The following is a 14,057-nucleotide window of genomic DNA, read 5'->3' as shown; positions in this document are numbered from 1 at the left end:
GTGACCGCGGTCAAAGAGGTGGTGCGGCGTCCGATCGGGCATTTCGCCGAGCGGAGCATCGCTGGTCTGGCGGCCGTCACCGGCGCCGGGGTGGCCTTCGGGCTGCTGTTGTTGCTCGTCCGGGTGCGGTGGAGCCCGTTGCAGGACGCCGACCACGCGGTCGCCGATTGGTTCAACGATCTCGTCGCCCCGCACCACGCACTCGTCACCGTGCTCCAGGCGGTGACCGACCTGGGCGGCCGGCCGATCCTCATCTGGCTGGTCACCATCGCCGTGGTCGGATTGCTGATCCGGCGGCAGCCACGGCTGGCCGTCTACCTGATCATCACCGGGGTCGGCGGCCTGATCCTCGACCCGTCGCTGAAGACGCTGGTCGGCCGGCTCCGCCCGGTGGTGGACCTGCCGATCGCCAGCGCCCCGGGCAACAGCTTCCCGAGCGGGCACGCGCTCGGCTCGTTCGTCGCGTACGGGGCGCTGCTGCTGGTCTTCCTGCCGGCGATGGCGCCCCGCTGGCGTAAGCCGGCGATCGTCGCGGTCGGCGTGCTGGTCACCCTGATCGGGCTGACCCGGATCGCGCTGGGCGTGCACTTCGTCTCCGACGTGCTGGCCGGCTGGCTGCTCGGCGCCGCCTGGCTCGGTGTCACCTCGTACGCCTTCCAGCTGTGGCGGCGTGAACGGGGCCGCCCGGTCCCGCCGTTGACCGAGGGGCTGGAGCCGGAGGCCGGGCATGACATCGCCCCCGCCCCGGCCGAGGAGCACGTGCTGGCCCACCCCCGCTCGGCGGTGGCCGAGCTGCTGGTCGGCTGGGTGCTGGTGTTCGGGGCGCTGTACGCCTTCGGCACGTACGTCAGCTACCACGCCAAGGGCACCTTCTTCGACACCCTCGACACCGAGGTGCCGCGCTGGTTCGCCGACCGGCACACCGAGGTGCTGACCGAGGTGAGCTGGTGGTGGAGCAAGTTCGGCGACACCCACGCCATCCTGCTCATCGCGCTGGTGTTCTGCCCGCTGGTGCTGGCGGTGTGGCGGCGCTGGCGGCCGGTGCTGTTCGTGGCGCTGGCGATGGTCGGCGAGCTGACCCTCTTCCTCGCCTCCGCCCGGGCGGTCGACCGGCCGCGCCCGGCGGTGGAGAACCTGGACGGGCAGATGCCCACCTCGTCGTTCCCGTCCGGGCACATCGCGGCGACCATCTGCATCTGGCTGGCGATCGCCGTCATCGTGCTGCCGCGTACCGATCGCTGGTGGCGTTGGATCCTCGTGGCCCTGGCGGTGATCATGCCGGTCGGGGTGGCCACCTCCCGGATGTACCGGGGGATGCACCACCCGACCGACTTCATGGGCGCGATGCTGCTCTCCGCGCTCTGGATCGGGCTGCTCTACCTGGTCATCCGGCCGAACGCCGACGTGCGGGAGGGCAACCAACCGAGCATCGAGTCGGAGGACGTGGACACCCTCGACGACGAGCTGGCCCGGGCCGGCCGGGCGGACTGAGCGTCCCGTGCTGCGGGTGATGACCTGGAACATCCGGACCGGCGGTCGGGACCGGGGTGGCTCCGACCGGTGGGACCTGCTGGTCGAGGTGATCACCGCGCAGGCGCCGGACGTGCTGGCCTTGCAGGAGCTGCGCGGCTTCGACCGCGGCGGGCTCCTGGCCGAGGTGGCGGGTCGGGTGGGGATGACACCCCACCTGGCCCGGTCCTGCTTCGGACAGCCGGTGGCGGTGCTGGTCCGGCCGCCGCTGCGGGTCGTCGCCGCGGGGTCGCTGCGCCGGCCGTTCCACCACGCCGCCGCCCGCGTCGTGGTGGCCACCTCGGCCGGTCCGCTGACCGTGCTCGGCACCCACCTCTACCCGTACTCCGGGGGACGGCGGCGGGTGGAGGTCGACTGGCTGGTGGCCGCGCTGCGACGCGCCCAGGGGCCACTGACGCTGGTCGCCGGTGACCTCAACTCGCTCGACCCGACCGTCGACCACACCGCGCGCCTGGCCGGGATGCCCGCTCTCTACCGGCGGCGCCACCTGCGGCGGGGCGGCGGCGCCGTGGACACCCGCGCTGTCGCCCGGCTGCTGGCCGCCGGCCTGGTCGACCTCTGGCCGTCGGCCGCCGCCGGAGCACCGGAGGCCGACGGCCGCACCGTGCCCACCCGGTTCGGCGGGGCCGAGTTCGCCGGGATGCGACTGGACTACCTGTTCGGGACCCCGGCGCTGGCCGAGCGGGTCCGGGACTGCCGGGTGATCCGTGGCGGGGCGGCGGACACCGCCTCCGATCACTATCCGTTGCTGGCCGATCTGGACCTGGACCCAGCCCCACGCTGAGCGGTCCGCTAGGTGCGACCGGGACCCCAGGCGTGGCGCGGGCCCGTTACGGTGCCCACCGTGACCGACCGTTCGACCGTCCGCCCGCCGCTGCCCGGCGCGCCCACTGTGGCCGGTCCGGCCGCCGACCCGCCGGCCGCCGCCGAGCTTCCGCTCGTCGCGGCCGTCGCGCGCGGTGTGGCGCTGGTCGTGGTGCTGCCGGTACGCCTGCTCTGGGAGCTGATCGCGGCCACCGGCCGGCTGCTGTACCGCTACCTGCTCGGCCCGACCGGCCGGTTCCTGCGCCGCTGGCTGCTGGCGCCGCTGGCCTGGGCGCTGCACCGACTCCTGTGGGTCCCGCTGGTCTGGCTCGCCCGCACGTTGGTCTGGCTCCCGCTGGTCTGGCTCGTCCGCACGTTGGTCTGGCTCCCTCTGGTCTGGCTCGTCCGCACGTTCGTCTGGCTCCCCCTGGTCTGGCTCAGCCACGCCATGGCCTGGGTGGCCCGCGTGGTGCTCCGCCCGCCGTTGGTCCTGTTCGGCCGGGCGTTGGTCTGGCTCGTCGAGCACCTGGTGGTACGGCCGCTGCGCTGGCTGGGCACGGTGCTCGCGCCGGCCGGCCGGCTGGTGGTCGCCGCCGTGGTGGGGGCGTGGCGGGTGGCCGGGTGGTTGCTGCGGCTGCTGTACCGACCGCTGCTGCGCGGTCTGCGGTGGGCCTGGTCGGCCATCGTCGTGCCGGTGGCGCGTGGCGCCGGGGCGGCGTTGCGGGCCACCGTGTCACCGGTGGCCCGCTGGATCCGCCGTTCGGTGCTCGATCCGGCTCGGCTGGCCTCCCGCGAGGTGCTCACCGCCCTCGGCCTGCGCCGCTGACGCCGGCCGCGCCGGTGCGCGTGCAACCTGATCCCCATCCGCGTCCATCCATAGGGTGACAGCGTCGGAATCCGGAACGGGAGTGGTTGATGCATGCCGCACAACGGCACGAGTACGTCGAGTTCGTCACCGGAGTGACCGAGAAACTGCGACGCACCGCCTACCTGTTGACCGGTGACCGGCACCGGGCCGACGACGTGGTGCAACAGACGCTCACCCAGCTCTTCGTGAAGTGGCCCCGGGTACGGCAGGCCGACAACCTCGGTGCGTACGTCCATCGGATGCTGGTCAACGCGTTCAAGCAGGAGCGACGGTCCCGCTGGTGGGGCGTCCAGTTGTTCGACCGCACACCCGAGCCGGTGCCCCGCGGGGCACCGTCCGGGCCCGGTGACGCCGCCGCGGACGCCGTGACGGTGCGTGCCGCGCTGGCGGCGGTGCCACCCGGCCAGCGGGTGGTCCTGGTGCTCAGGTTCTACGCCGACCTGAGCGTCGAGCAGACCGCCGAGGTGCTGGGCTGCTCGACCGGAAACGTCAAGAGTCAGACCGCGCGGGGGCTGACCGCGCTGCGCCGGCAGTTGCCGCAGGACGCGGAGTCGAAGGGAGCGGCCCGGTGATCGATCAGGAGGAGACGGACGTGCGGAGCCTGTTGGCGCGCGCGGCCGACGACCTGCCCGGCGGCGGGGTGTCGATGGAGAGGGCGTTGGCCGACGGCGAGCGGACGGTCCGCCGGCGCCGACAGTTGACCGCGGTCGGGGCGGCGGCCACGGTGTTGGCGTTGCTCGGCTCGGCCGCCCTGCTGGCCGGTGTCCGGCCGTCGGTGGACCCGTCGCCTGCGGACGATCCGTCGCCGTCCGCGACGGCCCCGGCGGGACCGCCCACGGTGGCACCGGAGGCATTCGATCCGACGCTGCGGCTGTTCCGGCTCGGGTCGGTGACGGCCGAGGCGGTCAGCCAGTCGTACCGGACGGATCTGAAGGTCCTGGCGGTGGACGCGAGCGTTCCCGAGGCGATCAGCCCCGGCGGGCCGGTGGAGCCGGGGCCGATCATGGGCGTGGGCCGGTCGGTGACCGTGCGGCTGGGTGCGCGCGGGGTCGATCTCTTCGCCAACCAGCGGCAGCGGAGCGAGTTGGACGGTCCGCCACCGGCGGTCGCCCTGCCCGGCACGCCGGTGGCACCGGTCGACGGGCACTCGGCCTTCCTCTACACCGACGGCAGCGAGACGCTGCTCTCCTGGCAGTACGCGCCGGACGGCTGGATGTCGATCCGCATGTCGAAGGTCGACCATCCCGAGGAGCTCGGCCGCCAGATCGCGGCGGGGCTGGTGTGGGAGACCCAGCGAGTGAGCGTCCCGTTCGCGCCGGTCGCCATACCGGCCGGCGCCACGCTGAAGGGCACCGAGCTGCGGATGTACAACGGAAAGTGGCTGGACGTCCACGTCCACTACCGCACGGGTGGACCAGGCCCCCGTCAGGACCTCAGCATCGGCGTGAGCAACGGGACCTTCGCCGGTGACGGAAGCGACTTCGAGGAGTCCCGCACGATGGTGGCGGGCCGCGTCGGGTCGGTGATGAGCGATGACGCGGGCATCGGAGTGTTCCGGGTGGCGCAGGTGCCCGGCTGCTCGGGATGTGTCACCGAGGTCTCGACGGAGAGTCCGGCCGGCGCGAGCGCGGTGGGTGGCCGCGACGGGGGCCTGGAAATGGCAGCCTCGATGCGGATGACCGAGGGCTGGAACGACCCGGCGTCCTGGCGTCCGCTCTAGCGGTGAATGCGGTGGCCGACCCGGCGTCGGGTCGGCCACCGGACCGCCGGCTCGGCTCAGAGCACCAGATTGAGCAGTACGGTGAGCACCACCGACGCGACGATCGATGCGAGGATCATCAGCAGGCAGCCGAGACCTCCACCGAACGGCCGGATCTCCGTGTTGCCAAAGCGCATGAGGTTTCACCTGTCCGTGAGTGCGGGGACGACGACCAACCGAGCGTTCGAGACGAGCCAGGTCATCTGGTCCCGCCAGCCAAACTGCGCAGTGCTCACAGCGAGCGCAGCCGGGGCAGCAACTCCTCCTGCGCCCAGTCCAGGAACATCGGCTGGGTCTCTCCGCCGACCTGGACGATAGCCACGTGGGTGAAGCCGGCGTCGACGAACTTCCGGAACGCCTCCACGTGCGTGTCCACGTCCGGGCCACAGGAGATGCCCTCGGCGACGTCCTCCTCCCGGACGAACTGGGAGGCGGCGGCGAAGGAGTCCGGGCCGGGCAGTTCGGCGTTGACCTTCCAGCCCAACCCGAACCAGCGGAACTGGTCGTGCACGATCTTGCGGCACTCCGCCTCGTCCGGGCCGTAGCAGATGGGCACCTGCCCGTAGCGGGGTTGGCCGGCGCCGCCAGCGTCGTCGTACATCTCGATGATGTGCCGGTCGGGCTCGGTGGCCACGAGGCCGTTGCCGTACTCGGCGGCCAGGGTGGCGGACTGTCGGCCGGAGGCGGCGATGGCCATGGGAACCGGCCGTTCCGGGCGGTCCCAGACGTAGGCGTCGGGCACGTCGAAGTGGTTGCCGGAGAAGGTCAGCGACTCGCCGTTGAGCAGCGGCCGGATGATCTGCAACGCCTCCTCGAACATCTCGTGCCGCTGCTGCACGTGTGGCCAGCCGCCGACCACGTGCTCGTTGAGGTTCTCCCCGGCGCCCAGGCCGAGGGTGAACCGGCCGTCCGAGAGTGCCCCGATCGTGCTGGCCTTCTGCGCCACGACGGCCGGGTGGTAGCGGCGGATCGGGCAGGTCACGAAGGACATCAGCTCCGCGCGGGAGGTGGCGTGGGCGACCGCGCCGAGCACCGACCAGGCGTACGGGGAGTGGCCCTGTGCGTCCAGCCAGGGGGAGTAGTGATCGGACACCACCAGTTGGTCGAAGCCAGCAGCCTCGGCCCGGACCGCGTGGTCGATCAACTGCTTCGGACCGGACTGCTCGCACATCAGGGTGTAGCCGACACTGACCATCCTGGTTTCCCTTCCCACCGGCGACGTTCCCGGGATACCCCGGTCGGCAGCGGTCAACCATCCCGTCCGGTTCCGACGGACAACGCTTGACGGATGACGATGGCCTGCCTACGGTCGCTCTTAACCGGTTAAGAGAGTCCGGTGTGGCGTACATCCTGTGGTGGGGATGACCGCCCCGTGACGGCCCGCGTCCGCGTGGGCCGTCACGGCTGTCTGCCGCCCGGATCCGGCCACTGAACCGGTTGCGCCGACCGATCCATCGTCCTACGCTGATGCCTGCGCCGTCGGGATCCGGGCGGCGGCTGTCGGGCTGCAGCCGCCTTCCCCTGTCACGTCCCACCCCTGTCGGGCACCGGGGGTCCTCCCTGAGGAAGGCCATGAAGACTCGACTCTCCGCCGCCGGCGCGGCCCTGCTCGCGCTGCTCGTCGCCGTGCTGGCGTTCGGCCAGCCGGCACACGCCGCGGCCGGTTTCTCCGTCGCGGGCGGCAAGCTGTACGACGCCAACGGCACCGAATTCATCATGCGCGGGGTCAACCACGCGCACACCTGGTACCCGCAGCAGACCAGTTCGTTCGCCGACGTCAAGGCGCTCGGCGCGAACACCGTGCGGGTGGTGCTCTCCAGCGGCGACCGGTGGACCCGCAACACCAACGCCGACGTGGCCAACGTCATCTCGACGTGCAAGGCCAACCGGCTGATCTGCGTGCTGGAGGTGCACGACACCACCGGCTACGGCGAGCAGAGCGGCGCGATCACCCTCGATCGGGCCGTCGACTACTGGCTCAGCATCGCCGACGTGCTCGCCGGCCAGGAGAAGTACGTCATCGTCAACATCGGCAACGAGCCGTACGGCAACCAGAACTACGCCTCCTGGGCCACCGACAACGCCAACGCGATCAAGCGGCTGCGCGCCGCCGGGCTGACCCACACGATCATGGTGGACGCGCCCAACTGGGGGCAGGACTGGTCGTTCACCATGCGCGACAACGCCGCCTCGGTCTTCGCCGCCGACCCGGCCCGCAACACCGTCTTCTCCATCCACATGTACGGGGTCTTCGACACCGCCGCGGAGATCAGCGACTACCTGGGCCGGTTCCGCACCGCGGGGCTGCCGATCGTGGTCGGCGAGTTCGGCTTCAACCACTCCGACGGCGACCCGGACGAGGACACCATCCTCGCCTACAGCCAGGCCAACGGGATCGGCTGGCTGGGCTGGTCGTGGAGCGGCAACGGCGGTGGGGTGGAGTATCTCGACATGGCCACCGCCTTCAACCCGGCCAGCCTGACCAGTTGGGGCCAGCGGATCTTCAACGGCGCCAACGGCATCCGGCAGACCGCCCGGGAGGCAACGGTCTTCGGCGGCACCCCGCCGCCGACGACCCCGCCACCCACGACCCCGCCACCCACCACTCCGCCGCCGGCCGGTGGCTGCACCGCGACGTACACGATCGTCAACCAGTGGCAGGGCGGCTTCCAGGGTGAGGTGCGGGTTACCGCCGGCGCGACCGCGATCACCGGCTGGAGCGCCCGGTGGACCTTCGCCAACGGGCAGAGCGTCAGCCAGTCCTGGAACGTGACGCTGACCAGCAGCGGAGCCGCGGTGACCGCGCGCAACGTGGACTACAACGGCCGGCTGGCCGCCGGCGCCAGCACGAGCTTCGGCTTCATCGGCGGCTGGACCGGCAGCAACGCCAAGCCGGAGGTGAGCTGCACCGCGAGCTGACCGACGGGCAGGTGGCCGGGCCCGCGACGGGCCCGGCCACCGCGACCCCTCGTGGTCAGTGCTCCCCGGCCAGGTTCACGATGACCACCCCGGCGATGATCAGCGCGATGCCGCCGAGCTTGGCCAGCCCGACCGGCTCGTCCAGGAACACCGCACCGATCGCCACGATGGTGGCGGTGCCCAGGCCCGACCAGAGGGCGTACGCGACCCCGACCGGGATCTCCTTGACCGCCTGGGCCAGCAGGATGAACGCCACGACGTAACCGCCGAGGCAGGCCACCGTCGGCCAGAGCCGGCTGAACCCGGCAGTGGTCTTGAGGAGGCTGGTCGCCAGCACCTCGGCGGCGATGGCGATCCCCAGCAACACGTACGCCATGCGGCCCTCAGTCCTTCGTGGTGGGTTGGTGCGCCACGGCGGCGAGTCGGGCCGCCCGCATGGTGAGGTAGCGCTGCTCGGGCAGGCTGCTCGTGCGCCCGGCGGCGGCCCGGTAGTCGGCGATCGCCCGAGCGTGGTCGCCGGCCATCTCGTTCAGGTGGGCGCGGGCGGCGGACAACCGGTGGTGCCCGGCCAGCCGTGGGTCGTCGGTCAGCGCGTCGAGAGCGGCCAGGCCGGCCACCGGCCCGTGCACCATGGCGGTCGCCACGGCCCGGTTGAGGGACACCACCGGGCTGCCGGACAGTCGCTCCAGCACCTCGTAGAGCGCCAGGATCTGCGGCCAGTCGGTCGCCCCGGTGCTCGGCGCCTCGTCATGCAGCGCGGCGATGGCGGCCTGCACCTGGTACGGGCCGACCGGCCCGCGCGGCAGCGCCCAGGTGACCAGCGCGACGCCCTCGGCGATCGCCGCCGCATCCCAGCGGGTGCGGTCCTGATCGGCCAGTGAGATCAGCTCGCCGGAGGGCCCCGTGCGGGCCGGGCTGCGCGCCTCGGTGAGCAGCATCAACGCCAACAGCCCAGCCGACTCGCTGTCGGTGGGCAGCCGGGCGTGCAACGCGCGGGTCAGCCGGATCGCCTCCACCGCGAGGTCGACCCGGCGCAGGTCCGGGCCGGCGGTGCTGGTGTGCCCCTCGGTGAAGATCAGGTAGAGCACCTGCCGCACGGCGGCGAGCCGGTCGGCCCGTTCCGCCTCGTCGGGCATCCGGAACGGCAGCCCCGAGGAGCGGATGCGCTGCTTGGCCCGGCTGATCCGCTGCGCCATGGTCGCCTCCGGCACCAGGAACGCACGGGCGATCTCGGCGGTGCTCAGCCCGCCGACCGCGCGCAGGGTCAGTGCGACGGCCGACGCCGGGGCGAGCGCCGGGTGGCAGCAGAGGAATAGCAGGACCAGGGTGTCGTCCCGCTCGGCGGTCAGCTCCTCGTCCGCCGCCGGTGCGTGCTGTCGGTCGTACGGGTCCCGCTGGGCGACCAGGTCCTCCCGGCGACGCCGGGCCTGCTCGCCGCGGACCAGCTCGATCATCCGGCGGTAGCCGACCTGGATCAGCCAGCCGCGCGGGTTCGTCGGCGTCCCCTCGGTTGGCCACTGGTTGGCGGCGGCCAGCAGGGCCTCCTGCACCGCGTCCTCGGCGGTGGCGAAGTCCCCGAACCGACGGGCGAGCACGCCGAGGACCTGCGGCGCCAACTCGCGCAGCAGGTCCTCGATGCGGGGATCGGTGGTCGTCAGCCCTCACAACTCCACGGGTGGGGCGGACATCACCGGGTGCACCTCGATCGGCATGTTCAGCGGCCGGCCGCCGGGGCCGGGTGCGGTGGAGATGTGCGCGGCGATCTGGACAGCCCGGTCCGGGGTGTCGCAGTCGACGACCCAGTAGCCGGCGAGGAACTCCTTGGTCTCGGCGAACGGCCCCTCGGTGACCACCGGCGCGCCGTCGGTCCCGGCGCGGACGATCCGGACCTGCGCCGGGCCGCCCAGCCCCTGGCCGTCGACCATCTCGCCGTCGCTGACGAGCTTGTCGTTGACCTCCTGCATGAAGCCGATGTGCGCCCGGATCTCCTCGGGGCTCCAGGTGTCGATGCCCGGGAAGTCGGTCCCGGCGGCGCTGAACTGCATCAGCAACATGTACTTCATGGTTTCGCTCCTCACGCCTGCGCACCATCTTCGGTGCTCTCACCCTGAGGTAGAAGCAGGCGGCACCGTTCTCGACACCCCGACCCAAAGAATCTCCGGAAATCTTGTCAGCCGGCGGCGATGACCTCCAGGACCAGGCTCTGCTCCGGGTGCAACGCGGGCAGTTGCACCCCCATCCGGGCCAGTGCCGCCCCGCTGAGCGTGACGCCGGTGGCCAGCCAGCCCGGCGCGGACCGGTCGATGGTCGCCGGGGGCGGCACCTCCGACACCGGTCGGACCAGGTAACGCCGGCCCGGGTCCAGGCCGGGCAGCCGGACCGCGCCGGGGGACTGCGCCACCGAGGTGGCCAGCCGAGCGACGGCGTACACCGCGTGGGTGCCGTCGTGGTCGACCACGCCGTGCGCCCAGACGGCCGGGTCCGGGTGGTCGACCCGGACCACGCGGCCGGCGTGCAGCAGCGGCCGGAGCCGCTTGTGCAGCGCCACCCAGGCGGCCAGGTCGGTCTGCTCGGCGGCGCTGATCGACGCGATGTCCCACTCGATGCCGTGGTGGCCGAAGAGCGCGGTGGCCGCGCGGAAGCCGAGGTCGTGCACCCGGTTGGTGGTGTGCGAGCGTTCCGGCCCGACGTGTGTGCCGACCAGCTCCGGTGGCAGCAGCAGCCCGGTCCAGCGCTGGATGCTGAGCCGTTCCAGGGCGTCGTTGCAGTCGCTGGCCCACACCCGGTCGGTGCGCGCCAGGATGGCCAGGTCCACCCGGGCGCCACCGGACGCGCAGCTCTCGATCTCCACGCCGGGGTGGCGGCTGCGCAACTCGTCGAGGAGCCGGTAGACGGCCAGGGTCTGCTCGTGCACGCCGGGGCGGCCGTGGTGCCCGGCCTCGGTGAGGTCCCGGTTGTGGTCCCACTTGAGGTAGCTGATGCCGGGGTGTTCGGTGAGCAGCTTGTCGAGCCGGTCCAGCAGGTAGTCGTACGCCTCCGGGCGGCCCAGGTCGAGCACCTGCTGGTTGCGCCAGAGCGGCGGCAGCCGTCCCGGCACGGCCAGCAGCCAGTCGGCGTGCGCGCGGAACAGGTCGGAGTCCGGGTTGACCATCTCCGGCTCGACCCAGAGGCCGAACTCCAGGCCCCGGCCCGTCACGTGGTCGATCAGCGGTTGCAGGCCGTCGGGCCAGACGCCCTCGTCGATGAACCAGTCGCCGAGCCCGGCGGTGTCGTCGCGCCGGCCGCGGAACCAGCCGTCGTCGAGGACGAACCGCTCGACGCCGATCTGCGCGGCCCGGTCGGCGAGCGCACACAGCCGGTCCAGGTCGTGGTCGAAGTAGACCGCTTCCCAGACGTTGAGCGTCACCGGGCGGGGGGAACGCGGGTGACCGGGCCGGGCGCGCAGGTGGGTGTGCAGCACGTCGCTGAGCCCGTCCAGCCCGGCGTCGGACCAGACCGCGTAGAGCAGGGGAGTGGCGTACGACTCGCCGGGGCCGAGCCGGATCTCGCCAGGGGCCAGCAGCTCGCCGCCGCCGAGGGTCGACTCGCCGGTGGGGCGGCGCTCGGCGAAGGTGACGTGGTCGCCGCTCCACGCGGTGTGCACCGCCCAGACCTCGCCGTGGGCGAAGCCGAACCCGGCGGTGCCGGCCACGAGCAGCAGGGTGGCGTCGTGCCCGGTACGCCCGTGCCGCCCCTCGCGGACCCAACTGCCCTGCTGCCACGGGTGCCGCTGCGGGGACCGTTCCCGGCACCACCGGCCGGTCAGGTCAAGCAGTTCGGTGGCGACCGCCGGCACCGGCAGCACCGGGGCCAGCTCCCGCAGCTCGTACGCGCCGTCGCCGTCATTGCGCAGCCGGTGGCGCAGCAGCAGCAACCCGGTCGGGTCCACCTCGATCTCGATGGTCAGGGACAGCTCGGCGGCCGGGTCGCTGGCCCGTACGGCCACCCGTGCCGAGCCCTCGTCGGCCGGCTGGTCAACGTCGACGCCGTCCAGCCGGAAAGCCGTGGACCAGCCGGTGCCGTCGCGGTGCCCGGCCAGCCCTGGCCGGCCGCTCCAGCCGGCGCTCGCCTCGGGCAGCAGGGAGAGCACGGTGGGCTCGTCGAAGCTGCTCGGCACCACCGGCGGTACGGTCGCGTCGGCGAGCTGGCGCAGGCCGTCGTCGTCGAGGTCGCCGACGTCGCCGCCCCAGTGCACGATGCGGGGCAGCCCCGGGCCGCGCGCGTCGAGCACCAGGCTGGTCCGCGCGCGGCGCAGGTGCAGGATCGTCATCCTTTGGAGGCTCCCAAGGTCAGGCCCCGGACGAAGTGCCGCTGGAGCATAAAGAAGATCACCAGGGTGGGGATCGCGACGAGCACGCTGCCCGCCGAGACCAGGTTGTTGTCGGTGAAGAACTCACCGCGCAGGTTGTTCAGCGAACTGGTCACCGGGAACTTGTCGCCGGTGCGCATCAGCACGGTGGCCCAGAAGAACTCGTTGTAGATCCAGGTCACCTCCAGGGTCGCCAGCGCCGCCAGGGCCGGCCGGCACAGCGGCATGGTGACCTGCCAGTACTGCCGCCAGATGCTCGCCCCGTCGACCATCGCCGCCTCGTACAGGTCGCGGGGCAGCGCCTTCATGTAGTTGCTGAGCACGAAGACGCAGAACCCGCACTGGAAGGCCACGTTGATCAGGATCAGCCCCCAGTAGCTGTCGTAGAGCAGCTCCGAGTCGCTCATGAACTCCGGCAGCGGCACCTCGGTGAACAGCCGGAACAGGGGGATGAGCAGCGCCTGCTGGGGCAGCAGGTTGGCTGCCGTGAACACCCCGAGCAGCACGAGGTTGAGCTTCCAGCTGAACCGGGCGATGACGAACGCCACGCACGAGGCGAGGAAGAGCGTCAGCAGCACTGCCGGCACGGTGATGTACACCGAGTTGAGGAAGTGCTTACCGAACTCCGCCGTCTGCCAGGCGGTGACGTAGTTGTCGATGGTCCAGCCGCCGAACGAGACGTAGCCGTTGGCGGCGGTGTACTCGTAGGAGCGCAGCGACGTCAGCACCGCCCAGGCGATCGGGAAGAGCCAGGTCAGCGAGACGACGATGAGGAAGCCGTGCAGCAGCAGCCGCAGCGGGGTCAGCTTGCGGCGTCGGCCGGGGGCGTCGGCTTCGCCTTCGGTACGCCGGGTCGCGGTCGCGGTGCTCATTCCCGGTTCTCCCTCATCACGGTCGCCAGGTAGATGGTGATGAAGACGAGCGAGACGACCAGCATGATGGTCGCCAGCGCCGAGCCGAACCCGATCCGGCTCGCCTCACCCACCACGTTCTGGGTGACCAGCGCGGAGATCAGCTCCAACCCGTTGCGGCCCTTGTTGACCACCCAGACCAGGTCGAACGCGCGCAGCGACTCGATGACCGTCACCACCAGGACGATGATGTTGATCGGCCGCATCACCGGGAACACCACCCGGAAGAACGCCCGGCTCTCCGAGGCGCCGTCGACCGCGGCGGCCTCCCGCAGCGACGGGTCAACGCCCTTCAGCCCGGCCAGGTACAGCAGCATGATGTAGCCGACGTGCCGCCATCCGGAGGCGACCATGACCGCCCAGATGTTGACGTTCGAGTCGCCGTACCAGTCGATGTTGCTGCCGAAGACCGCGTTGATCAGACCCTGGTCGCGGGAGTAGAGCAGCTGCCAGACGAAGCCGATCAGTGCCAGCGAGAGCACCACCGGCAGGTAGAGCGCGGTCTGGTAGAACCGGCTGCCCCGCAGCTCCTTGTCGAGCAGGACGGCAAGGAACATGCCGAACGGGGTGGCGACGACGAACAGCGCCGCCAGCCAGAGCAGGTTGTGCTGGACCGCCGGCACGAACGGCGGGTAGATGTTCACCACGTCGCTGTAGTTGCGGGCGCCGACGAATTCGATCTCGTTCAGTGGGCCAATGCCGTCCCAGTTGGTGCCGGAGAGCAGCACGGTGGCCACCGCCGGCAGCCAGACGAACCCGGTGACGAGCAGCAGCGGGACGAGCACCATCAGCGTGATGACCACGCGGTCGGTGCGGGACAGGAGCCGTAGCCGCCGGCGACGACCACCCTTGGAGGTGGTCGCGGCCGGCGGCGGCACGGCGCGATCCGCTTGGATCAGGGGCAGGTCGGACACGATG

Annotated in this window: 13 protein-coding genes; 6 read left to right on the top strand and 7 right to left on the bottom strand. The window is 71.8% G+C overall.

Annotation, left to right across the window (positions count from 1 at the left end; all coding sequences use genetic code 11):
• The 5 genes from ABZV00_RS09075 to ABZV00_RS09055 all read left to right on the top strand — a co-directional run bounded on the left by ABZV00_RS09075 (position 1) and on the right by ABZV00_RS09055 (position 4,922).
• Positions 1 to 1,491, top strand: coding sequence for a phosphatase PAP2 family protein (locus ABZV00_RS09075; RefSeq protein ID WP_355603297.1), 1,491 nt, complete (start codon positions 1 to 3; stop codon positions 1,489 to 1,491).
• A 7-nt stretch (positions 1,492 to 1,498) separates the two neighbouring features.
• Complete coding sequence (locus ABZV00_RS09070; RefSeq protein ID WP_355603294.1) at positions 1,499 to 2,314, top strand: endonuclease/exonuclease/phosphatase family protein; 816 nt, start codon at positions 1,499 to 1,501, stop codon at positions 2,312 to 2,314.
• A 60-nt stretch (positions 2,315 to 2,374) separates the two neighbouring features.
• Positions 2,375 to 3,160, top strand: a complete 786-nt coding sequence (locus tag ABZV00_RS09065) for a hypothetical protein (protein WP_355603291.1) — start codon at positions 2,375 to 2,377, stop codon at positions 3,158 to 3,160.
• A gap of 89 nt (positions 3,161 to 3,249) precedes the next feature.
• Positions 3,250 to 3,774: a SigE family RNA polymerase sigma factor gene (locus ABZV00_RS09060; RefSeq protein ID WP_355603289.1), complete on the top strand. Its 525-nt coding sequence runs from the start codon at positions 3,250 to 3,252 to the stop codon at positions 3,772 to 3,774.
• Entirely contained in the window at positions 3,771 to 4,922 is a 1,152-nt protein-coding gene (locus tag ABZV00_RS09055; protein WP_355603286.1) for a hypothetical protein, read from the top strand. Before ABZV00_RS09060 ends, ABZV00_RS09055 begins: the two co-directional genes overlap by 4 nt.
• A gap of 271 nt (positions 4,923 to 5,193) precedes the next feature.
• Here the strand turns inward: ABZV00_RS09055 and ABZV00_RS09050 are convergent, their stop codons facing one another.
• The gene (locus ABZV00_RS09050) at positions 5,194 to 6,156 is read right to left on the bottom strand and encodes a TIGR03557 family F420-dependent LLM class oxidoreductase (protein WP_328425138.1); all 963 of its coding nucleotides are present in this window, start codon (positions 6,154 to 6,156) and stop codon (positions 5,194 to 5,196) included.
• Positions 6,157 to 6,533: 377 nt separating this feature from the next.
• Here ABZV00_RS09050 and ABZV00_RS09045 point away from each other — a divergent pair, with 377 nt between their 5' ends.
• Positions 6,534 to 7,880 carry a cellulase family glycosylhydrolase gene (locus tag ABZV00_RS09045; RefSeq protein WP_355603283.1) on the top strand — a complete coding sequence of 449 codons (1,347 nt, stop codon included), beginning with the start codon at positions 6,534 to 6,536 and terminating at the stop codon, positions 7,878 to 7,880.
• Positions 7,881 to 7,935: 55 nt separating this feature from the next.
• Here ABZV00_RS09045 and ABZV00_RS09040 read toward each other — a convergent pair whose 3' ends face one another.
• The 6 genes from ABZV00_RS09040 to ABZV00_RS09015 form a co-directional block, all read right to left on the bottom strand.
• The gene (locus tag ABZV00_RS09040) at positions 7,936 to 8,256 is read right to left on the bottom strand and encodes a multidrug efflux SMR transporter (protein ID WP_328425142.1); all 321 of its coding nucleotides are present in this window, start codon (positions 8,254 to 8,256) and stop codon (positions 7,936 to 7,938) included.
• Positions 8,257 to 8,263: 7 nt separating this feature from the next.
• Positions 8,264 to 9,517: a sigma-70 family RNA polymerase sigma factor gene (locus tag ABZV00_RS09035; RefSeq protein WP_355603715.1), complete on the bottom strand. Its 1,254-nt coding sequence runs from the start codon at positions 9,515 to 9,517 to the stop codon at positions 8,264 to 8,266.
• Positions 9,518 to 9,541: 24 nt separating this feature from the next.
• Entirely contained in the window at positions 9,542 to 9,943 is a 402-nt protein-coding gene (locus tag ABZV00_RS09030) for a YciI family protein (RefSeq protein WP_355603281.1), read from the bottom strand.
• A gap of 107 nt (positions 9,944 to 10,050) precedes the next feature.
• On the bottom strand, positions 10,051 to 12,189 hold the full coding sequence (locus tag ABZV00_RS09025) for an alpha-galactosidase (protein WP_355603278.1): 2,139 nt from the start codon (positions 12,187 to 12,189) through the stop codon (positions 10,051 to 10,053).
• The gene (locus ABZV00_RS09020) at positions 12,186 to 13,100 is read right to left on the bottom strand and encodes a carbohydrate ABC transporter permease (protein WP_328425147.1); all 915 of its coding nucleotides are present in this window, start codon (positions 13,098 to 13,100) and stop codon (positions 12,186 to 12,188) included. Before ABZV00_RS09020 ends, ABZV00_RS09025 begins: the two co-directional genes overlap by 4 nt.
• Entirely contained in the window at positions 13,097 to 14,053 is a 957-nt protein-coding gene (locus ABZV00_RS09015; RefSeq protein ID WP_328425149.1) for a sugar ABC transporter permease, read from the bottom strand. Before ABZV00_RS09015 ends, ABZV00_RS09020 begins: the two co-directional genes overlap by 4 nt.
• Positions 14,054 to 14,057: the final 4 nt, after the last annotated feature.

This window comes from Micromonospora sp. NPDC005173 (assembly GCF_040608515.1).
In the GTDB taxonomy this organism is placed as follows: domain Bacteria; phylum Actinomycetota; class Actinomycetes; order Mycobacteriales; family Micromonosporaceae; genus Micromonospora.
This window is presented reverse-complemented; position numbering and strand designations above follow the sequence as displayed.